General features: G+C 33.0%; 20 protein-coding genes and 1 pseudogene. 12 read left to right on the forward strand and 9 right to left on the reverse strand.

Translation table 11 applies throughout. The annotated features are described in order from the left end of the window. Positions 1-81: 81 nt before the first annotated feature. From amrA to LWW95_10000, 9 genes are all read right to left on the reverse strand, one after another. Positions 82-642: an AmmeMemoRadiSam system protein A gene (gene amrA, locus LWW95_09960; GenBank protein ID MDL1957348.1), complete on the reverse strand. Its 561-nt coding sequence runs from the start codon at positions 640-642 to the stop codon at positions 82-84. A 1-nt stretch (position 643) separates the two neighbouring features. Then, on the reverse strand, positions 644-1,999 hold the full coding sequence (locus tag LWW95_09965) for a nicotinate phosphoribosyltransferase (GenBank protein ID MDL1957349.1): 1,356 nt from the start codon (positions 1,997-1,999) through the stop codon (positions 644-646). 81 nt (positions 2,000-2,080) lie between these two features. Beyond that, positions 2,081-2,638: a ribosome recycling factor gene (gene frr / locus LWW95_09970; protein ID MDL1957350.1), complete on the reverse strand. Its 558-nt coding sequence runs from the start codon at positions 2,636-2,638 to the stop codon at positions 2,081-2,083. 12 nt (positions 2,639-2,650) lie between these two features. Continuing rightward, complete coding sequence (gene pyrH, locus LWW95_09975) at positions 2,651-3,361, reverse strand: UMP kinase (protein ID MDL1957351.1); 711 nt, start codon at positions 3,359-3,361, stop codon at positions 2,651-2,653. Then, a complete protein-coding gene (tsf, locus tag LWW95_09980; protein ID MDL1957352.1) occupies positions 3,330-3,962 on the reverse strand; it encodes a translation elongation factor Ts in 633 nt (210 codons plus the stop codon). The genes pyrH and tsf overlap by 32 nt, the downstream gene beginning before the upstream one ends. Positions 3,963-3,971: 9 nt before the next feature. Continuing rightward, positions 3,972-4,757, reverse strand: a complete 786-nt coding sequence (rpsB, locus tag LWW95_09985) for a 30S ribosomal protein S2 (GenBank protein MDL1957353.1) — start codon at positions 4,755-4,757, stop codon at positions 3,972-3,974. A 71-nt stretch (positions 4,758-4,828) separates the two neighbouring features. Continuing rightward, the gene (argJ, locus tag LWW95_09990) at positions 4,829-5,992 is read right to left on the reverse strand and encodes a bifunctional glutamate N-acetyltransferase/amino-acid acetyltransferase ArgJ (protein ID MDL1957354.1); all 1,164 of its coding nucleotides are present in this window, start codon (positions 5,990-5,992) and stop codon (positions 4,829-4,831) included. Continuing rightward, entirely contained in the window at positions 5,985-8,501 is a 2,517-nt protein-coding gene (gene secA / locus LWW95_09995) for a preprotein translocase subunit SecA (protein ID MDL1957355.1), read from the reverse strand. The genes argJ and secA overlap by 8 nt, the downstream gene beginning before the upstream one ends. A 62-nt stretch (positions 8,502-8,563) precedes the next feature. After that, positions 8,564-8,923, reverse strand: a complete 360-nt coding sequence (locus LWW95_10000) for a response regulator (GenBank protein ID MDL1957356.1) — start codon at positions 8,921-8,923, stop codon at positions 8,564-8,566. Positions 8,924-9,014: 91 nt separating this feature from the next. Here LWW95_10000 and LWW95_10005 point away from each other — a divergent pair, with 91 nt between their 5' ends. The 12 genes and pseudogenes from LWW95_10005 (at position 9,015) to LWW95_10060 (ending at position 19,457) form a co-directional block, all read left to right on the forward strand. Continuing rightward, positions 9,015-9,413, forward strand: a complete 399-nt coding sequence (locus LWW95_10005; protein ID MDL1957357.1) for a helix-turn-helix domain-containing protein — start codon at positions 9,015-9,017, stop codon at positions 9,411-9,413. Between the two features lie 46 nt (positions 9,414-9,459). Then, entirely contained in the window at positions 9,460-9,930 is a 471-nt protein-coding gene (gene nrdR / locus LWW95_10010) for a transcriptional regulator NrdR (protein ID MDL1957358.1), read from the forward strand. Next, a complete protein-coding gene (gene ribD, locus LWW95_10015; GenBank protein MDL1957359.1) occupies positions 9,923-11,017 on the forward strand; it encodes a bifunctional diaminohydroxyphosphoribosylaminopyrimidine deaminase/5-amino-6-(5-phosphoribosylamino)uracil reductase RibD in 1,095 nt (364 codons plus the stop codon). Before nrdR ends, ribD begins: the two co-directional genes overlap by 8 nt. Then, a complete protein-coding gene (gcvT, locus tag LWW95_10020; GenBank protein MDL1957360.1) occupies positions 11,014-12,090 on the forward strand; it encodes a glycine cleavage system aminomethyltransferase GcvT in 1,077 nt (358 codons plus the stop codon). The genes ribD and gcvT overlap by 4 nt, the downstream gene beginning before the upstream one ends. Positions 12,091-12,102: 12 nt before the next feature. Further along, entirely contained in the window at positions 12,103-12,489 is a 387-nt protein-coding gene (gcvH, locus tag LWW95_10025; GenBank protein ID MDL1957361.1) for a glycine cleavage system protein GcvH, read from the forward strand. Beyond that, positions 12,486-13,817 carry an aminomethyl-transferring glycine dehydrogenase subunit GcvPA gene (gene gcvPA / locus LWW95_10030; protein MDL1957362.1) on the forward strand — a complete coding sequence of 444 codons (1,332 nt, stop codon included), beginning with the start codon at positions 12,486-12,488 and terminating at the stop codon, positions 13,815-13,817. The genes gcvH and gcvPA overlap by 4 nt, the downstream gene beginning before the upstream one ends. Continuing rightward, on the forward strand, positions 13,801-15,240 hold the full coding sequence (gene gcvPB / locus LWW95_10035; GenBank protein ID MDL1957363.1) for an aminomethyl-transferring glycine dehydrogenase subunit GcvPB: 1,440 nt from the start codon (positions 13,801-13,803) through the stop codon (positions 15,238-15,240). The genes gcvPA and gcvPB overlap by 17 nt, the downstream gene beginning before the upstream one ends. Beyond that, on the forward strand, positions 15,228-15,995 hold the full coding sequence (locus tag LWW95_10040; GenBank protein MDL1957364.1) for a hypothetical protein: 768 nt from the start codon (positions 15,228-15,230) through the stop codon (positions 15,993-15,995). Before gcvPB ends, LWW95_10040 begins: the two co-directional genes overlap by 13 nt. Positions 15,996-16,084: 89 nt before the next feature. Then, a pseudogene (locus LWW95_10045) lies at positions 16,085-17,149 on the forward strand (fructose-1,6-bisphosphatase). Beyond that, on the forward strand, positions 17,144-17,992 hold the full coding sequence (locus LWW95_10050) for a hypothetical protein (protein MDL1957365.1): 849 nt from the start codon (positions 17,144-17,146) through the stop codon (positions 17,990-17,992). The pseudogene LWW95_10045 and the gene LWW95_10050 overlap by 6 nt, the downstream one beginning before the upstream one ends. Then, positions 17,989-18,846 (forward strand): outer membrane lipoprotein-sorting protein, encoded by an 858-nt coding sequence (locus tag LWW95_10055; GenBank protein ID MDL1957366.1) that lies wholly within the window; start codon positions 17,989-17,991, stop codon positions 18,844-18,846. Before LWW95_10050 ends, LWW95_10055 begins: the two co-directional genes overlap by 4 nt. After that, positions 18,840-19,457: a hypothetical protein gene (locus LWW95_10060; protein MDL1957367.1), complete on the forward strand. Its 618-nt coding sequence runs from the start codon at positions 18,840-18,842 to the stop codon at positions 19,455-19,457. The genes LWW95_10055 and LWW95_10060 overlap by 7 nt, the downstream gene beginning before the upstream one ends. Positions 19,458-19,527 lie beyond the last annotated feature (70 nt).

The following is a 19,527-nucleotide window of genomic DNA, read 5'->3' on the forward strand; positions in this document are numbered from 1 at the left end:
GGTGTTCTTTCTTAATTTTTTCTCATTTCTTTATTAAAAATATCCTTCTCCAAAATTCAATCGCGGATTTTGGGATATATGTTAGTCTATTATTCCTAATTCCTTTTCACTAAAAATTTCAGCACTAAAGATGTAAATTTCTGCCCCCGAACGCCAACATCCAGGTGGTAATCCAGCTTTGAGGCAGGTATGGTCAAGAAATGTATCTCTGTCCCAACCATGTTCTGTTGCTACTTGAGGTAAAAGGACTCCACGATTAAATCCCTTTATTAAGTAAATTCCATGTACACCTACTTTTATCTGATTTACATCTGTAATCCTCTCTAAAGGAGAAAGAACTGATATTTCAATTTCAATATTTTTCATCTCTTCTAAGCTTACTGGAGGAAAACGAGGATCACGAAATGCTGCTTCAATCGCCATTTCCTGAACAGTGAGATAAAGGGGTTTTTCTCCTATAAGAGAACCAATACAACCTCTTAATTGACCATTTTTGTGTAGTGTAACAAAGGCTCCACAATATTTTGTAAGTTCGGATTCATCAACTCGCACTTGAGGTAATTCTCGATTTTGAAGTGTAGCCATAATGGTATCCCGAGCAAGGGATAATAAAAATTTTTTTTGTTCTTTATTAAGAGACATTTTAACTTTCCCCCAATTCTTTTTCTCTTACTTTAAAAATAACTTGTTTTTGCAATGCTTCTAGTTTAGGACCTAATTCTACTGGAAATGTTTCAGGATTAACTAAACGTTTATAAGTGTCATCCAGCATAGAGAATTCTAATTGAAATCTTTCTCTGATTTCATTTAATGAAGGTGATGATTGCAATCTTTTTCCTTTTTTCATAACTGGTTTTAACAAAGGTTCTCCTTCAAGCTCCTCATCTCTTAAAGCAATAATGTCTTTTTTAAGAGAATTTCCATCTGTTATTCTAAAAACCTGTTTTTCACCTACTAAAGTCCTTTTTCCTGTACTTAATTTTAGTACTGGACGTCCATCATAATTAACAAGCTTATAAGCAATGTCTGCATAAGGGGCATCAGCTGAAACACCCATTTTTGTACCTACACCAAATGCATCTATCTCTGCTCCTTCCTCAATAACTTTAGCAATTTTATATTCATCAAAACCACCACTGGCAAAGATAGAAATATCATTAAGTCCTGCTTCTTTAAAAATTGCCTTTACTTCTTTACTTAAAGATGCCATATCACCGCTATCAAGTCTCACACCTTTTAATTTTTTCCCTCTATTTAACATTTCTTTTCCTACAATAGCTGCTTTGTGTGCACCAATAATAGTATCATAGGTATCAATTAAAAAAACTGTATCTTCAGGAAACATTTCTGCAAATGCTCTAAATGCATCTATTTCTCTTTCAAAGCTTGTGACAAAGGAATGCGCCATGGTACCAAAAACAGGAATGTTGTATAGTTTTCCAGCTAATACATTGCTTGTTCCTATAAAACCTGCAATATAACTTACCCTTGCTACTTTAAGACCTGCATCTATTCCTTGAGTGCGCCTTAAAGAAAAATCCACTAATTTTTTTCCTTTAGCTGCATGAACACACCTAGCTGCTTTAGTAGCAATTGTTACCTGAAGATTTATAGCATTCATTACAAAGGTTTCTACTAACTGTGCTTCAATGATAGGGGCAGTTATTTCTAAAATAGGTTCATCTTTAAAGAATAATCTACCTTCAGGAATGGCAAAAACATCTCCTGTGAAACGAAGAGTACTTAAATAATGTAAAAAATCTTTTGAAAAGAAAGAAAGGCTATCAAGATAGTCTAAATCTTCTTGATCGAAATGAAAAGATTCTAAAAATTCTAAAACATCTTCGAGTCCTGCACTAACAAAATAGCCTCGATTTGGTGGATATTCTCGGATAAAAAGACTAAAAGTTGCCGGTGCAAACATTTTTTTCTGATAATAACAAGCAGCCATAGTAAATTCATAAAAATCTGTTATAAGGGCAAGATTATTTGGTCTCATTCCTCTCCCTCAAAGATTAACGCATTCTAGCTTAATTTTTCAAAACAGGCAAGAAATTAAGATTAGTGAGAATTAAGAGGATTAAAATTTAAGTATTTCATCTTCTTTTTTCTTTAATGCTTCTTCTACTTTTTTGATAAATTCATCAGTAATTTTTTGTACTTCTTCTTGTCCACGATGAAATTCGTCTTCGCTAATTTCTTTATTTTTTTTCATTTTTTTCAGTGTTTCATTAGCATCTCGGCGAATTTGTCTAATGGCTACTTTTGCTTCTTCTCCAATTTTATGTACTACTTTCACTAATTCTTTCCGCCTTTCCTCAGTTAGTGGGGGAATAGAAATACGGATAATTTTACCATCATTTGTAGGAGTTAATCCTAAATCTGATTTAAGGATAGCTTTTTCAATAGCTCCTAAAGATGAAGGATCCCAGGGTTGTATAGTGATAAGACGGCTTTCTGGTACAGAAATAGAGGCAAGCTGATTAAGAGGGGTTGGAGTACCATAATAGTCTACTTTTATTTCTTCTACTAATGCTACCGAAGCCCTACCTGTACGTATTTTCCCTAAATCATGCTCTAATACTTGTAATGTTTTTTTCATTCGAGTCCTTGCATCTTTATATACTTCATCTAACATAATTATCCCTCCTCAACAGACTTTAGTGCCAACTGGTTCACCAAAAATTGCCTTTTTAATGTTGCCAGGGATATTAATATTAAAGATAATAATAGGTAATTTATTTTCCATGCAAAGGGAAACAGCTGTTGCATCCATTACTTGAAGTTTTTTCTCTAACATTTCCATATAAGAAAGTTCATCATATTTTTTAGCATCAGCATATTGAAGAGGATCTTTTTCATAAACACCATCTACTTTAGTTGCTTTTAAAATTACTTCAGCCTTGATTTCGGCTGCACGAAGTGCAGCTGCTGTATCTGTAGTGAAATAAGGATTACCAGTACCAGCGCTAAAGATTACTATACGTCCTTTTTCCAAATGTCTAATAGCACGACGACGAATATAGGGCTCAGCCACTGCTCGCATAGGAATAGCAGTCATAACTCTTACTTCCATACCTTCTTTTTCTAAGGCTACTTGAAGGGCAAGGGCATTGATAACTGTTGCCAACATACCCATATAATCACCAGTAGCTTGGTCTATACCTAAGGCTTTTGCTTGGCGTCCTCGAAATATATTACCGCCACCTATCACAATTGCAGATTGAACACCAATTTTTACTATTTCAGCAATTTCTTTAGCTAAAAATTTTAAGACATCTGGACTTATACCAAAGGATTGTTCTCCTAAAAGTGCTTCACCACTAATTTTAAGCACTACCCTTTGATACTTGAGTTTCATCTGCCAATTTTTCTCCTAATTGAAACCGAACAAAACGGCGAATTACTATTTTTTCACCTGTTTTTGCTACCAATTCATTTAATAAATCTTTGACTTTTAAAGAATCATCACGAATGTAGGGCTGTTCTAATAAACAAGCTTCTTCAAAAAATTTTTCTAATTTACCTTCTACAATCCTTTCTATTACTTTTTCTGGCTTACCTGAGGCAATTGCTTGTTGACGGTAAATCTCTCTTTCTCTTTCAATTATCTCTGAAGATAAGTCTTCTTTACTTACAACTAAAGGATTAGTAGCAGCAATTTGCATAGCAATCTCTTTAACAAATTTCTGAAAGTCTTCTGTCCTAGCAACAAAGTCCGTTTCACAATTAACTTCTACTAATACGCCAATTTTACCACCTGCATGAATATAGGCATGAACAAGACCTTCTAATGCTGTCCTACCTGCCCTTTTTTGAGCCTTAGCCATTCCCTTTTTTCGCAACCATTCAATTGCTTTCTCCATATCCCCTTGCGACGCCTCTAATGCATGCTTGCAATCCATAATCCCCGCACCAGTCCTTTCCCTTAATTCCTTTATTTGAGCCATACTTACTGGCATTTTTCCCTCCTATTCTCCTAGAGATTGTTCTGATGCCATTTCTTCAGAAGCAACTGATTCTGCTGGTATCTCTTCAGCTGCTTCCTCGGCTAATGTAGCCATCTCTTTCTCATACCTTTCTTTCCCTTCAATACATGCATCAGCAATACGAGAAGTAATTAAACGAATAGCCCGAATGGCATCATCATTACCTGGTATGACATAATCTATTTCATCAGGATCACAATTTGTATCTACAATAGCAACAATGGGAATACCAAGTTTTCTTGCTTCATGAACAGCAATCTTTTCTTTGTGAGGATCAACAATATAAAGAACACCGGGCAATTCTTCCATATCTTTTATACCTTCAAGGTTTTTTCTCAATTTTTCAATTCGACGCTGAATCTGTAATGCCTCTTTTTTAGTAAAGTTTTGAATAGTGCCATCTTCAACCATACTTTCCAATTTCTTTAATTTTTCAATGCTTTTCTTAATAGTCTGAAAATTGGTTAAAGTGCCACCTAACCAACGATTACTTACATAGAACATACCACACCGTTTAGCTTCTTCTTCTATTGCTTCTTTTGCTTGACGTTTTGTCCCAACAAATAAAACTTTCTTCCCTTGAGCTACTTGTTCAACAATAAAGTCATAGGCAATTTTAAAGAGTTGGACTGTTTTTTGTAAATCAATGATATAAATGCCATTACGTGCTCCAAAGATATAAGGTTTCATCTTTGGATTCCAACGCCTTGTTTGGTGACCAAAATGTACACCAGCTTCTAATAATTCTTTCATCGTCACATAGGCCATAAAACCTCCTCCTTAATTTTTAAAAATAATGCAGGAGAGACATATCACATTGTATCCTATTTTGCAAGGTATTATGTCCGATAATAAGCGTTTAATTTTACATATTCTGGTGTCAAATCACAAGCATACCAAGTGATTGTTTTATTACCTCTGTGAAAATAAATTTTAATATTTATCTCTTTTTGAGTAAGATATTTTTTAGCTTCATCTTCTTTTCCTTGCCCTATCCCAGATTTTACTAGACATAAATTACCAAAATAAATATCAATCTTTTTAGGATCAAATTTTATACCAGACCGACCAATAGCAGCCATAATACGACCCCAATTTGGGTCACCTCCATAAATGGCAGTTTTTACTAAAAGAGAGTTAGCTAAAGTTGAAGCTATTTTTTCAGCTGCTTTTATAGATGGTGCTCCATGAATTTCAATAGTAATAAATTTAGATGCCCCTTCTCCATCCTTAACAATCATCTTAGCCAATTCAGATGCTACTTCAAAAAGACATTCTTCAAAAATGGGATGCACTTTTTCTAAAATATGATTTTTTGCATAACCATTAGCTAAAATTAAAGCAGTATCATTTGTACTAGTATCTCCATCTACTGAAATGCGATTAAATGTTTGAGATACAATTTTTTTAAAAATAACAGATAGTGGCTTATGGGCAATAGCTATATCTGTAAGAAAAAAGGCAAGCATTGTTGCCATATTGGGCATGATCATGCCTGCCCCTTTAGCAAAACCTAAAAGGGAAAAAACAGTATCGTTAATTTTTCCTTTTTTAAATACTATTTTTGGAAATGTATCAGTAGTCATAATTGCCTTAGCAGCCTCCTCCCATCCAACAGGTTTTAAGGAGGAAAGAAGTTTTTTAATACCATTGCGGATATCTCCCATAGGTAATGGTTCACCAATTATTCCAGTTGAGCAAATAAGTGTGTATTTTTCAGGAATTTTTAATCCTTTAGCCACAAGGGCAGTCATCTCTTTAGCATCTTTTTCTCCCTGTCTTCCTGTACAAGCATTGGCATTACCACTATTAATAATAATAGCCTGAGCCAGACCTGATTTTACCCTTTTTTTAGTCAATTTAACTGGTGCTGCCTTTACTTGATTGCAAGTAAATGTACCAGCAACTGTTGCTGGTTTTTCACTATAAATAAGCACCATATTGACAGCAGATTTAGTAGTACTTACTAAGAAACCAGGAATATTTATTTTTTTATTATACATTTCTTCCACAACAATGCTTGTATTTCTTTCCACTTCCACAGGGACAAGGCTCATTACGCCCAATTTTTCTAGTTTTACGTCTTACTGGTGTCCTCTTTGTCTCTTCACCATGACTTAAACGCATATCCTTTGGAGTTTCAGGACGTAAATCTGCAATTTCTTCTTCTCTTCTGATTTCTACTCTAAAAAGATGGGCAATAGTTTGTTCTTTAATTCTTTCAATCATTTCATGAAACATCATAAATCCTTCACGCTTATATTCTTGAAGAGGATCCTTTTGTCCATAACCTCTCAACCCAATACCTTCTCTTAAATAGTCCATAGAAATGAGGTGTTCTCGCCAAAGGGTATCTACTACTTGTAATACAATATATCTTTCTAAAAAACGCATATTTTCAGAACCAAAAAGCTTTTCTTTTTCAAAATAGGCATTTTTAGCCATTTCAGTAATATAAGAATATAATGCCTCTTGAGAAGAAGGATAGGGATTAAATTTTTCTAAAGATAAATTAAATGTTTGTTCTACTTGCTTTTTTAAACCTTCATAATCCCATTCTTCTGGATGGATGTTTTTAGGACAGTATGTTTCTATCAATCTTTCAGCAACATCTTCTATCATGCCTAAAATAGTTTCTTTAAGATTGCCTGCCATAGCTTCTCGCCGTTGACGATAAATGATTTCCCTTTGTTCATTAAGAACATCATCATATTCAAGAAGCTGCTTTCTGATTTCAAAGTTATGAGCTTCTACCCTTTTTTGAGCATTTTCAATAGCCTTTGAGACCCATTTATGCTCAATAGGCTCATCTTCATTCATACCAAAACGATCCATTAATGATGAAAGACGTTCTCCACCAAAAAGACGCAACAAGTCATCTTCTAAAGAAAGATAAAATCTGGAGGAACCGGGATCTCCTTGTCTTCCTGCCCTACCTCGAAGCTGATTATCTATCCGGCGACTTTCATGCCTTTCTGTACCAATAATGTGTAATCCACCTAGTTCTGCTACACCTTCTCCTAACACAATGTCTGTACCTCGACCAGCCATATTAGTAGCAATAGTTACTCTGCCTTTTTGACCTGCTAAAGCAACAATTTCAGCTTCTTTTGCATGATGCTTAGCATTTAAAACGGCATGAGGAATACCTTCTTTTTTCAGCATTTCACTTAATCTTTCTGATTTTTCAATAGAAACAGTACCTACCAAAACAGGTCTTCCTTGTTTATAAAGTTCTTTAATCTCTCTTACAACAGCCTTAAACTTTGCCCTTTCTGTCTTATAAATTACATCTGGATAATCAATGCGAATCATCTCTTTATGTGTAGGAATAACTACTACATCAAGATTATAAATCTCTTTAAATTCAGCAGCCTCAGTTTCAGCAGTACCTGTCATACCAGCTAATTTTTCATACATCCTAAAGTAATTTTGAAAGGTAATGGTAGCTAGTGTTTGATATTCACTTTGAACCTCAACCCCTTCTTTTGCCTCTAAGGCTTGATGCAAACCTTCGCTATAACGTCTTCCTGGCATAAGGCGTCCAGTAAATTCATCTACAATAATTACCTTTCCATCCTTAACAATATAATCTCTATCCTTTTTAAAAAGATGATGTGCTCTTAAACATTGATAAATAACATGAAGTACTTCTATATAACGAGGATCATAAAGATTTTCTATTTTTAAAAGTTTTTCCATTTTGGCTACCCCAGCCTCAGTTAGGGCAGCTGTTTTTGTTTTTTCATCTAGTGTAAAATCTATATCCTTTTTTAAATGAGGAATAAGACGATTTATTTGATAAAATAAGGCAGTACTGCGTTCAGCAGGGCCTGAAATAATAAGAGGAGTACGAGCCTCATCAATCAAAATACTGTCTACTTCATCTACAATTGCATAATAATGACCTCTTTGGACTACTTCAGAAATATCAAATTTCATATTATCTCTTAAGTAATCAAAACCAAATTCATTGTTTGTTCCATAAGTAATATCTGCATCATATGCCTTTTTTCGTTCTATATCATCCATATCATGCAAAATAACCCCAACTTCTAAACCCAAAAATCTATAAATACCACCCATCCATTCACTATCCCTTTTAGCCAGATAATCATTTACAGTAACAATATGTACTCCTTTACCAAGTAATGCATTTAAATAAGCAGGCATAGTAGCAGCTAGTGTTTTTCCTTCGCCTGTTTTCATCTCTGCAATCTTTCCTTCATGTAAAACAATGCCACCAATAACTTGAACATCAAAAGGACGCTGACCCAATACCCTTACTGCTGCTTCACGCACTACTGCAAATGCCTCTGGTAAGAGATCATCTAAAGTGGCACCTCTTTCTAATTTTTCTTTAAATTCTTTTGTTTTTTCCTTTAATTGAGCATCACTTAATTTTCTTATATTTGGTTCTAATTGATTAATTCTGTCTACAATAGCAGAAAGACGATTAAGCTCTCTTTCATTTTTTGTACCAACAATTTTAGTCAAAAGTTTAAAAAGCATAATACATTCCTCCAACTACTTCAAATTGAGCTAACTTAATATAGCGCTCTAACAAATTATATTCAAGTAAGATTATCCTTTAATAGAAAATCTATTTTTTCTTTTAGTTGTTGAAATGTGAAAGGCTTAGATAAAAAGGCATCTGCTCCAGCAGATAGAAAGATTTGAATTTCTCCATATCCACTTATACCTAAAATGGGTAAGAAAGGACTATCTTTTTTTATTTTTTGTATTAGCCATAGACCATCTTTGCCAGGTAGATTTCCGTCAGTTATAATAAGATTATACTGATTTTTATTAAAGAGCTTTAAAGCCATTTCAGCACTAAATGCAATATCCACAAAATAACCTAACATATAAAGAAATTGTGAAATAACCTCAGCTACATCTTTATCATCTTCTACTAACAATATCCTTAACATAAGGATTTATTACTACTTTTAGTTGAAAACGTCAAGAATTCAACAATTGGTTTATAGACTGCTTCTCAAAATAAGGTTATGAATAAACGAAATGAAACGAATTATTTCTAATATAGAAATAGGGGAAAAAATAAGATTTTTTCGGAAACAAAAGGGGCTTACACTGATGCAATTGGCAGAAAAGATAGGAGTATCTTTTCAACAGATACAAAAATATGAAAAAGGATATGATCGCATCTGTGTAGAAAGATTACAACAAATTGCTCAAGCTATAGGAATTCCTATTTCTTATTTTTTTACAAATTTTAATGAAGTTTATTATGTCCAAGAGAAAGCATCTAGTTATGATTTAATTCCAAAAGAATTACAGGAAATCCTACCATTAACAAAAGAAGAAATTATTGCCATTAAAAATTTGAGGAGTTTGAATAAAAAAATCAAAAAAAATTTTCTTGAAATCTTAGATTCTCTTTCAAAAAAAACAAAATAAATCTTCAGATTGAAAAAACAAAGCTTTAATGTTAGAAATAAACAAAATGAAGTGTCCATTTTGTGGAGCGTTGGAAAATAAAGTAGTAGATTCAAGATTAAGTCGAGATAATACAGCCATTAGAAGAAGAAGAGAATGTTTAAAATGTGGTCGTAGGTTTACTACATATGAATATATAGAAGAAACTCAATTAATGGTTATTAAAAAAGATGGAAGGCGTGAACCTTTTAGTCCTCAAAAGGTACTTGAAGGAATAAAAAAGGCTTGTCAAAAGCGCCCTATTAGTATTGAGCAGATGGAAGAATTTGTAAGAGAATTAGAGCAAAGTTATCAAGAGATGGGATTAAGAGAAGTACCTACTTCTGATATTGGTGAGAAAGTAATGGCAAAATTACATGAATGGGATAAGGTCGCTTATGTAAGATTTGCTTCTGTTTACCGAGATTTTAAAGATGTCCATGAATTTATGCGAGAATTAGAAGAAATTTTAGCCCATAAAAAAGAAAAGAATGGATAAATTTTTTTATATACGTCGCACTATAAAACTGGCAAAAAGGGCATTAGGACGTACTTCACCCAATCCATTGGTAGGTGCAGTTATTGTAAAAAATGGACGCATTATAGGTGAAGGTTATCATAAAAAAGCAGGTTTACCTCATGCAGAGATAGAAGCTATTAAAGCAGCAGGAAGAAAAGCAAAAGGGGCTGATTTATATGTTACTCTTGAGCCCTGCAATCATTATGGACGAACACCACCTTGCACAGAGGCTATTTTAAAGGCTGGTATAAAACGAGTATTTGTTGGAATGAGAGACCCAAATCCGCATGTAAAAGGTGGTGGAGTAGAATATTTAAGAAGTAAAGGAGTAGAAGTAGAAACAGGCATTTTAGAAGAAGAGTGTCGTCGCTTAAATGAAGTATTCATTAAATATGTTACTACTGGATTTCCTTTTGTTAGTTTAAAGTTAGCAGCTACACTGGATGGTAAAATTGCTTTAGCTAATAAAACTACATGGATTACTAATGAAAATTCAAGAATTTTTGTTCACCGTTTACGGGATATACATGATGCTATTTTAGTAGGAATTAACACTATTCTTAAAGACAATCCTTCATTAACTACAAGATTACCAAAAAGAAAAGGAAAAGACCCCATAAGGATTATTTTAGATACAAATTTACGTATCCCTTTAGAAGCAAAGGTACTTCATTTAGATTCTCCAGCAAAAACAGTTATTGTTACTTCTTTTAATGCACCTTCAGAAAAGATAAAAAAATTAAAAGCATTGGGAACAGAAGTTTGGCAAGTAGATTTAGAAAATGGAAAATTATCATTAAAAGAGGTTTTAAAACTTTTAGGAAATAAACAAATTACTTCTGTTTTGATAGAAGGTGGAGCAAAAGTAGCAGCCAGTTTTTTACAACAAAAATTAGTAGATAAAATTTATTTTTTTTATGCCCCAAAGATTTTTGGAGCAGAAAATCTATCCATGATTGCAGAATTAGGTATTGATTCTGCAGATAAAGCTATTTTATTAAAAGAAGTGTCTTTAAGAAGATTTGATAATGATATTTTAATAATTGGTTATCCTCAATACAGATGAAAAAAACTCCTTTATTCGAAATTCATCAAAGATTAAAAGCAAAAATGGAACCATTTGCTGGATGGTTAATGCCCATTCAATATGAAAGTATAATTTCTGAGCATCATTGGACAAGAAATTACTGTTCACTCTTTGATACTTGCCATATGGGAGAATTTATTATTTATGGTCATCTTAAGGAAAATAATTTAAATAAAGTTATAACTGCTGATTTGGAAAGTATGGAAATAGGAAAATGTTCTTATGGCTTTATGTTAAATGAAAAAGGCGGAATTATTGATGATCTCATTGTATATAAATTAGCTGAAGATAAATGGATGTTAGTAGTAAATGCTGAACCTTTGAATAAAGATGAAATACATTTAAAAAATTATATTAAAACAGAGATAGAAAATATTTCTTTTAAAACAGCTAAACTTGATTTACAAGGGCCTCTTTCAAGAGAAATTTTAAAAAATATAGTTGGTCAAGATATTGATAAGTTAAAGTATTATCATTTTGATTATTTTCCTATTTTAGGTGAAAATGTTTTAATTAGCCGTACAGGTTATACAGGAGAACTTGGTTATGAGTTGTATATAAATAGTGATAAAGCAGTAGACTTGTGGCATCTATTACTTTCAAACAAGAGAGTAAAACCTGCTGGTTTAGGAGCAAGGGATACATTAAGATTAGAAATGGGTTATCCACTTTATGGACAAGACATAACCGAAAAAACTACACCATTAGAAGCAGATTTAGAAAGATTTGTAAATTTTGAAAAGGAGTTTATTGGGAAAACAGCTCTTTTAAGACAAAAAGAAATAGGAATAAAGAAAAAACTTGTGTGTCTTATAGCAAGTTCACGTCGTGCGCCAAGGCACGGTTATAAAATATATTTAAATAATAAAGAAATTGGCTTTATTACCAGTGGTACATTCTCACCAAGTCTTGCTTGCGGAATAGGTATGGGTTATGTGGAAATAGATTATTGTGAATTAGGTATGAAAGTTTTTATTAAAGAAGATAAGATAGAAATAGAGGCTACTATTACCAAAAGACCATTTTATAAAGAAGGTTCATTAAGGAGATAAATGGAGGTAAAAATGCATATTCCTGAAGGATTATTTTATACTAAGGAACATGAATGGATAAAAATAGAAAATAATTTAGGAGAAATTGGCATTACTGATTATGCTCAAAATGCATTAGGTGATGTTACATTTGTAGAATTACCTAAAATAGGAGATAAAATTAAACAATTTGAACCTTTTGCTTCTATTGAATCAGTGAAGGCAGTTTCTGACGTATATGCTCCTATGTCAGGAAAAGTAATAAAAATAAATGAAAAACTTTCTACATCTCCTGAATTAATCAATAAATCTCCATATGAAGAAGGTTGGCTAATAGTAATAGAAATTGCTGATAAGAAGGAAAAAGAAAACCTTATGTCTGCTAAAGATTATAAAAAATATTTAGAGGAAATTGTATGAGTTACATACCTCATACTCAAGAAGAAGTTGAAGAGATGCTTAAAATCATTGGTGTTTCTTCTATAGAAGAATTGTTTGTTGATATTGGTGAAGAACTTAGACCTAAATCATTTAATCTGCCAGAAGGTAAGTCTGAATTTGAAGTAAAAGAAGATATTAAAAAAATTTCACAAAAAAATAATTATTCTCTTATTTATTTTTTAGGTGGTGGTGTATATGACCATTATATTCCAGCAATAGTAGATGCCCTTTCTTCTCGTAGTGAATTTTACACTGCTTATACTCCATATCAGCCAGAATGTTCGCAAGGTATATTACAAACAATGTATGAATATCAAACAGCCATTTGTATCTTAACTGACATGGATATAGCTAATGCTTCCCTTTATGATGGTGGCACTGCTTTATGTGAAGCAGTAATGATGGCTTTAAGGATTACAGAGAGGAAAAAAATTATTATAGATGGAGGAATAAATCCTATCTATCAAAAAATGCTCTTTACCTATACAGCAAATCTTCCTCTTGAAATTATTAAACTTCCTCCTAACATTGGACAAGCAGACAGAGATAAAATTTACAAACATTTAGATGAAAAAACAGCTGCTATCATTTTACAAAACCCAAATTTTTTTGGCACAATTGATGATCATACAGATATTATAGAAAAGGCACATAGTTTTGGAGCATTAGTGATAGAATCTGTTTATCCAATTTCTCTAGGACTTATAAAAACACCTGGGGCAATGGGTGCAGATATTGTTGTTGGTGAAGGACAGAGTTTAGGTATACCTTTAGCTTTTGGCGGGCCTTATTTGGGCTTTCTTGCCTGTAAAGAAAAATTTGTTCGCAAGATGCCTGGAAGGATTGTAGGTGCAACAGTTGATAAAGAGGGGAAAAGAGGTTTTGTATTAACACTTCAAACAAGAGAGCAACATATTAGACGTCAAAAGGCTACTTCTAATATTTGTACTAATGCAGCTCTTTGTGCCTTAAGGGCAATAATTTATCTTTCTATTTTAGGCAAAGAAGGATTTATTGAATTGGCAAAATTAAATTACTATAAAAGCGAGTTTACTAAAAAGAAATTAAAAGAAATTGGTATAGAAATAATAAATTCACCAACATTTAATGAATTTGTTGTTTATTTAAAAAAAGATGCAAATGAAATAGCAAAAATTATGATAGATAAAGGCTTTGTTGCCGGTCTTCCTCTAGGCAATTTTTATAAAGGGATGGAAAATTATCTTTTAATTGCTGTAACAGAAAAAAGGAAAAAAGAGGAAATATTGAATTTTGTAGAGACATTAAAGGATGCAATTAATCTTTGAAAAAAGCAAAAAAGGGAGAAAAGGGATAAAGCTTCCTGATTTGGATGTAGCTCAAGAAGAAATATCTGAAAAATATAAAAGAGAAAAAGCACCAAATTTGCCTGAAGTTTCGGAATTGGATGTAATAAGACATTTTACTAAACTTTCACAGCTCAATTTTTCCATAGATACCCATTTTTACCCTTTGGGTTCATGCACAATGAAATATAATCCAAAATTTGCTGAACAAATTGCAAACCTTGAAGGATTTTTAAATCTTCATCCTTTTCTTCCTTATATTTTAGAGGATACAGTACAAGGTGCATTAGAAATAATTTATAAAACAGAAAGACTTCTGTGCGAAATTACAGGTATGGATGCATTTACAATGACACCTTTGGCAGGTGCCCATGGTGAATTAACAGGATTATTGTTAATTTCTGCATTTCATAAACATTATGGTAAAAAGAAAAAATATATAATTGTGCCTGATTCTTCTCATGGTACAAACCCTGCCTCAGCAGCAGTTTGTGGCTATGATGTGATTGTCATTCCAACTGATAAAGATGGTTGTATGGATTTAAATATATACAGAGAAAAGCTTAATGAAGAAGTAGCTGCTATAATGCTAACCTGCCCTAACACATTAGGTCTTTTTAATCCACATATTAAAGAGATTGCAGATTTAGCACATAAAGCTGGTGCTTTAATGTATTATGATGGAGCAAATTTAAATGCAATTATGGGGAAAATGAGACCAGGAGATATTGGCTTTGATATTGTACATTTAAATTTACATAAAACATTTGCCACACCACATGGTGGTGGTGGGCCAGGCGCAGGACCAGTAGGAGTAAAAAAAGAATTGGTTAAGTTTTTACCAATTCCTAGGATAATTAAAAAAGAAAATGAAAGTTTTACTTTAAAATTTGATTGTCCTGATTCTATTGGCTATATTTCGCCTTTTTATGGAAATTTTATTGTTATTTTAAAGGCATATGCATATATATTGCTTTTAGGAAAGTCTGGGCTTATGGCTGTAAGTGAGCATGCGGTTTTAAATGCTAATTATATTCGTGTACGTCTTAAAGATTATTATGACTTACCATATGATAGGATTTGTATGCATGAATGTGTTTTTTCTGCTAAAAAACAAGCAAAAAATGGTGTTCGTGCTATAGATATTGCCAAATATTTAATTGATAAGGGATTTCATCCCCCAACAGTCTATTTCCCTACTATTGTTAAAGAGGCATTGATGATTGAGCCAACAGAAACAGAGTCTAAAGAAACATTGGATAGATTTATTGAAACAATGATTGAAATTGCTAAGTTGGCAGAAAAAAAACCACAAATTTTAAAGAATGCCCCATTAACTACGCCAGTAAAAAGGCTTGATGAAGTAAAAGCTGCAAGAGACTTAGATTTAAGATGGAAGCCTTAAGGGATTTAATAATAGTAACATGCGATGCTGCATTTAAAGACAATATAAAAGAAGAAAAATTGGAAAATCCTGAAAAGGATAATAATTGGATATTAGAACCGTTTCAGATTGGTGAACCTCCATTTTACATAGAACATGTTAGGAGAGGAATAGTCCATATTGCCAACAATCCTAATGCATTATTAGTGCTATCAGGAGGACAGATAAAACAGGGAAAATGGAGTGGAGCAAAAACTTATTTAAGTATTGCTAAATATTACAAGTTTTGGATTCCTGATGAGTTTGAAATAAAACGTAAGTTAAGAACAGATGTTCAAAATAGAACAGTCACTGAAGATTATGCAAGGGATTCATTTGAAAATTTACTTTTTAGCATCTGTCGTTTTCAACAAGTGACTGGATATTATCCTTATCGCATTGTTGTTGTCAGTTGGACATTTAAAGAAAGAAGATTTGATTTGCATCGAGCAGCTATTCGTTTTCCATTTTATAGATTCTGTTTTGATGGTTTTAATGTTCCAATAGATTTACCATCAGCATGGAGACGAGAAGCTAAGATTATTCGTGAATTTCGCACAGATCAATATGGTTATGATCCAAATTCAGCGATAGGAAAAAGAAGAAAAGAAAAAAATCCATTTGAAAAAGAGCATCCTTATAAAAATTGTCCAGGATTAGAAGCATTTTTTAAATTCATTGAAGACCCTAGGAATAAACGAAAAATTTTTCCTGCAAAACTTCCTTGGGAAGGTTAAGGATTGCCATAAATAAAAATCTTGTAAAAGATTTTTTTTTCTCCTATAATGGTGATAAGATTTTGTCAAATGAAAAAAGGAGGTTGCATATGAGAGTGACATTATCTGTTATTAAAGCAGATATTGGTGGATGGGTGGGACATTCAAGTTCACATCCAAAAGTTTTGGAAAAGGCTAAGGAATTATTATCTAAAGCAAAGGAGAAAGAAACTATTATTGACTATCATGTAACAAATTGCGGTGATGATTTAGAGCTTATAATGACACATGATAAAGGTGTGGAAAGTGATGAAATCCATGGTTTAGCATGGGATGTGTTTGTTAAATGTACTGAATTGGCTAAAGAATTAAAACTTTATGGCGCTGGTCAGGACCTACTTTCAGATGCCTTTGCAGGTACTATACGTGGTATGGGGCCAGGAGTTGCTGAAATGGAGTTTGAAGAAAGAAAGAGTGAAGCCATCATTATTTTTATGGCAGATAAAACATCTCCAGGTGCATGGAATCTTCCCCTTTTTAAAATATTTGCAGATCCATTTAATACTGCAGGCTTAGTTATAGATCCCTCTATGCATGATGGATTTATATTTCAAGTTTTGGATGTTATCGAAGATAGAATATACACATTATCTTGCCCAGAAGATATGTATGATCTTTTAGCTTTAATTGGTGCCACTGGAAGGTATGTAATTCAAAGTGTTTATAAAAAAGGCACAAATGATATTGTAGCTGTTGCTTCTACACAGAAATTAGGGCTTATGGCTGGAAGATATGTGGGTAAAGATGATCCTGTAATGATTGTTAGATCTCAAAGTGGATTTCCTGCTATAGGAGAGATTTTAGAACCATTTTCGTTTCCTCATCTTGTTGAAGGCTGGATGAGAGGTTCCCATAATGGCCCACTTATGCCAGTAACATTTAATCAGGCAAATCCTTCAAGATTTGATGGCCCTCCACGAGTTATAGCTGCAGGATTTCAACTCTGCAATGGAAAATTAATAGGCCCAAGGGATATGTTTGATGATCCAAGTTTTGATGAGGCAAGAAGAAAAGCTAATGAAATTGCCAATTATATAAGAAGCCATGGGCCATTTCAACCTCATCGCCTTTCTTTAGATGATATGGAATATACAACATTGCCAAAAGTTATGGAGATTATAGCTAAAGAACTTAAATTTGAGATCCCTAAAGAGCTTAGTTTAGAAAAGGAAATTAAGGAAAAATATCCATTTTTACGTGATGTAAGAGTTGTGGTGCCTGATGGCAAAAGTTTTGATAGAGTACTTAAGGTTATCGCAAAGGAAGGGGCAAGATATTTTGAAGGGATAGCTAGAGATGGAGCAAAGATTGGTCTAGGTTGTGGGAGGACACTTTCTAACTTAATTGTTAATTTACAGCCACAAAGGTTTTCTAAACTTAAGATTTATCCCTTGTCCATTACTCCTATGGTAAAAGTGGCAGGATTATCATCTAATGTCTTAGTAGAACAGATGGTATCAAAATATCCAGATGCAGAAGCATTCAATCTCCCATCTGTACCTGCATCAAGTAGGGAAGAATATGAAAAGGAATATTTAAAGATCCCTGAGGTAAAAAAGATTTACGAAGAGAGCCAAAATGTTGATATATTTTTGGTAGGAATTGGCTCAATTGAGCTTGAAACTCCTGGATTTGCACAATTGGCTTATCTGAATAAAGGAATAACACCTGAAGAATTAAAGAAAAAAGGAGTAGTAGCAGAAATAAATATGGCTCCTATATATGAAAATGGAGAACCTCTGTTAGAAGTTGGAGAAGATGAATTGAAAGAGCTTGCAAAGAGGGTAATAGGCATAACTCTATCTCAACTTAGAGAAATGGCAAAAAGGGATGATAAATGGGTGATAGCTGTAGCTGGTGGTGAGGAAAAGATTCAGGCAATAAAGGCGGCTTTAAAAGGTAAATATTTTAATGTGCTTATAACAGACTCCTTTGTTGCTCGTGAGTTAGTAAAATGAAAAGATTGCTTTTGTGTTTTTTATTTATAGCGAGCATTTGTTATGCCGAGATTAAGTGTCAGTTACCTCCTTTACCAAAAAATCCTACAGCAGAAGAATTAATGAAAGTATGGTTTGACTTAAAATATAAAAGGTTTGCTCGTGATTATAACCTCTCTGGAGAGATAATTATGATAGATAAGGCTGGTTTCCAAAGAAAGAAAAAATATATAAGAAAAAGAATATTATTTCATGGAAAGAAGGGGCTTGATTACAAAGATTTGGTAGTTATTACCTATCCTGAGTACACAAAGGGGCTTGCTGTATTAACATGGGCCTATATTGACCCTAAAAAACAACATGATATATGGATTTGGCTTCCCTCTTTGAAAAAGATAAGAAAAGTTTCTCAAGCAGAAGAAGATGATTCGTTTATGGGCAGTGAATTTACAGTTGAGGAGGTTTCTACTCGCCGCTTTGGTTATGAGAATTATAAATTGATAGGTAAAGCAAAATTTCCTGGATATAAAAGTATATATACGAATAAAACTTATTATGAAGGACTCCCATGCTATAAGATTGAAGCCATACCTAAAAGAAAAAACTGGTATTATACAAAAAGAATCATCTGGTTGGATAAAGATACAGGTTTTGCCATCTTTGACCAATACTATGATGTCAAAGATAGAATTTATAAGATACTTTTTCGGCACTTTAAGATATTTAAGGATGGTTGTCTATCAGATGATCTATGGGAGGTGAAAAATTTACGTACTGGTCATTCAGATGTAGTAATCTTTAAAGAAATTAGTTTTAATAAAGGGATTAGTGAAAAACTTTTTACTGAAAAGACATTGGAAAGGACTCCATGGTAAAAATAAAAAGATTTTGGGGTCTTTTTTTGATTTTTTTAATCCTTTCGCACATAGCAAACGCAAGTGATAAACCCATATTTTCTTTTGGCTGCAGAGTAGGTGCTTCATTTCCACATAATCCTAAGGTTGAAGAAGGGCCGTATTTTGAAATCCCTATGGCAGTAAGAATCTTTCATGATTTATGGTTTGAAACAAGGGTTTTATTTTTAACTTCCCCTGACATTGATACAGGAGAATATCAAATAGGACACATAGAAATTTGGGCAGCGGAGTTTTCTCTGCTTTATCAATTTCAATTTAAAAAGATTTTTGGAGAAAACTTTTTTATCTCTCCTTGTATAGGCACAGGTTATTACTCACCTAAAATGGATGTAAGTAAGTGGTGGCAATATTTAAAATATCCTGTTGTTATTGAGCCTGATTCTGAAGCAGGTTTTCACTGTGGTATAGACTTTGAGTATTTTATCAATAAACATACAGCAATTAGTTTTTATCCAAGATTTTTATATCTAGTTGTAGATTATGAGGCACATGGAGCTGAAAAGGTTTTAAAAGGAAAGGCTAAATTTACAGGAGGACTTTTATCAATGGGTATTAAATTTTATTTTTAAGGAGTCAACTATAAGCAATGAGTTGGATTAAAGAGCATCCTTTTAGTAAGCAAAGCATAGATAACTCTAA

Origin of the sequence: Candidatus Desulfofervidus auxilii (assembly GCA_030262725.1) — a bacterium.
Classification (GTDB): Bacteria; Desulfobacterota; Desulfofervidia; order Desulfofervidales; family Desulfofervidaceae; genus JAJSZS01.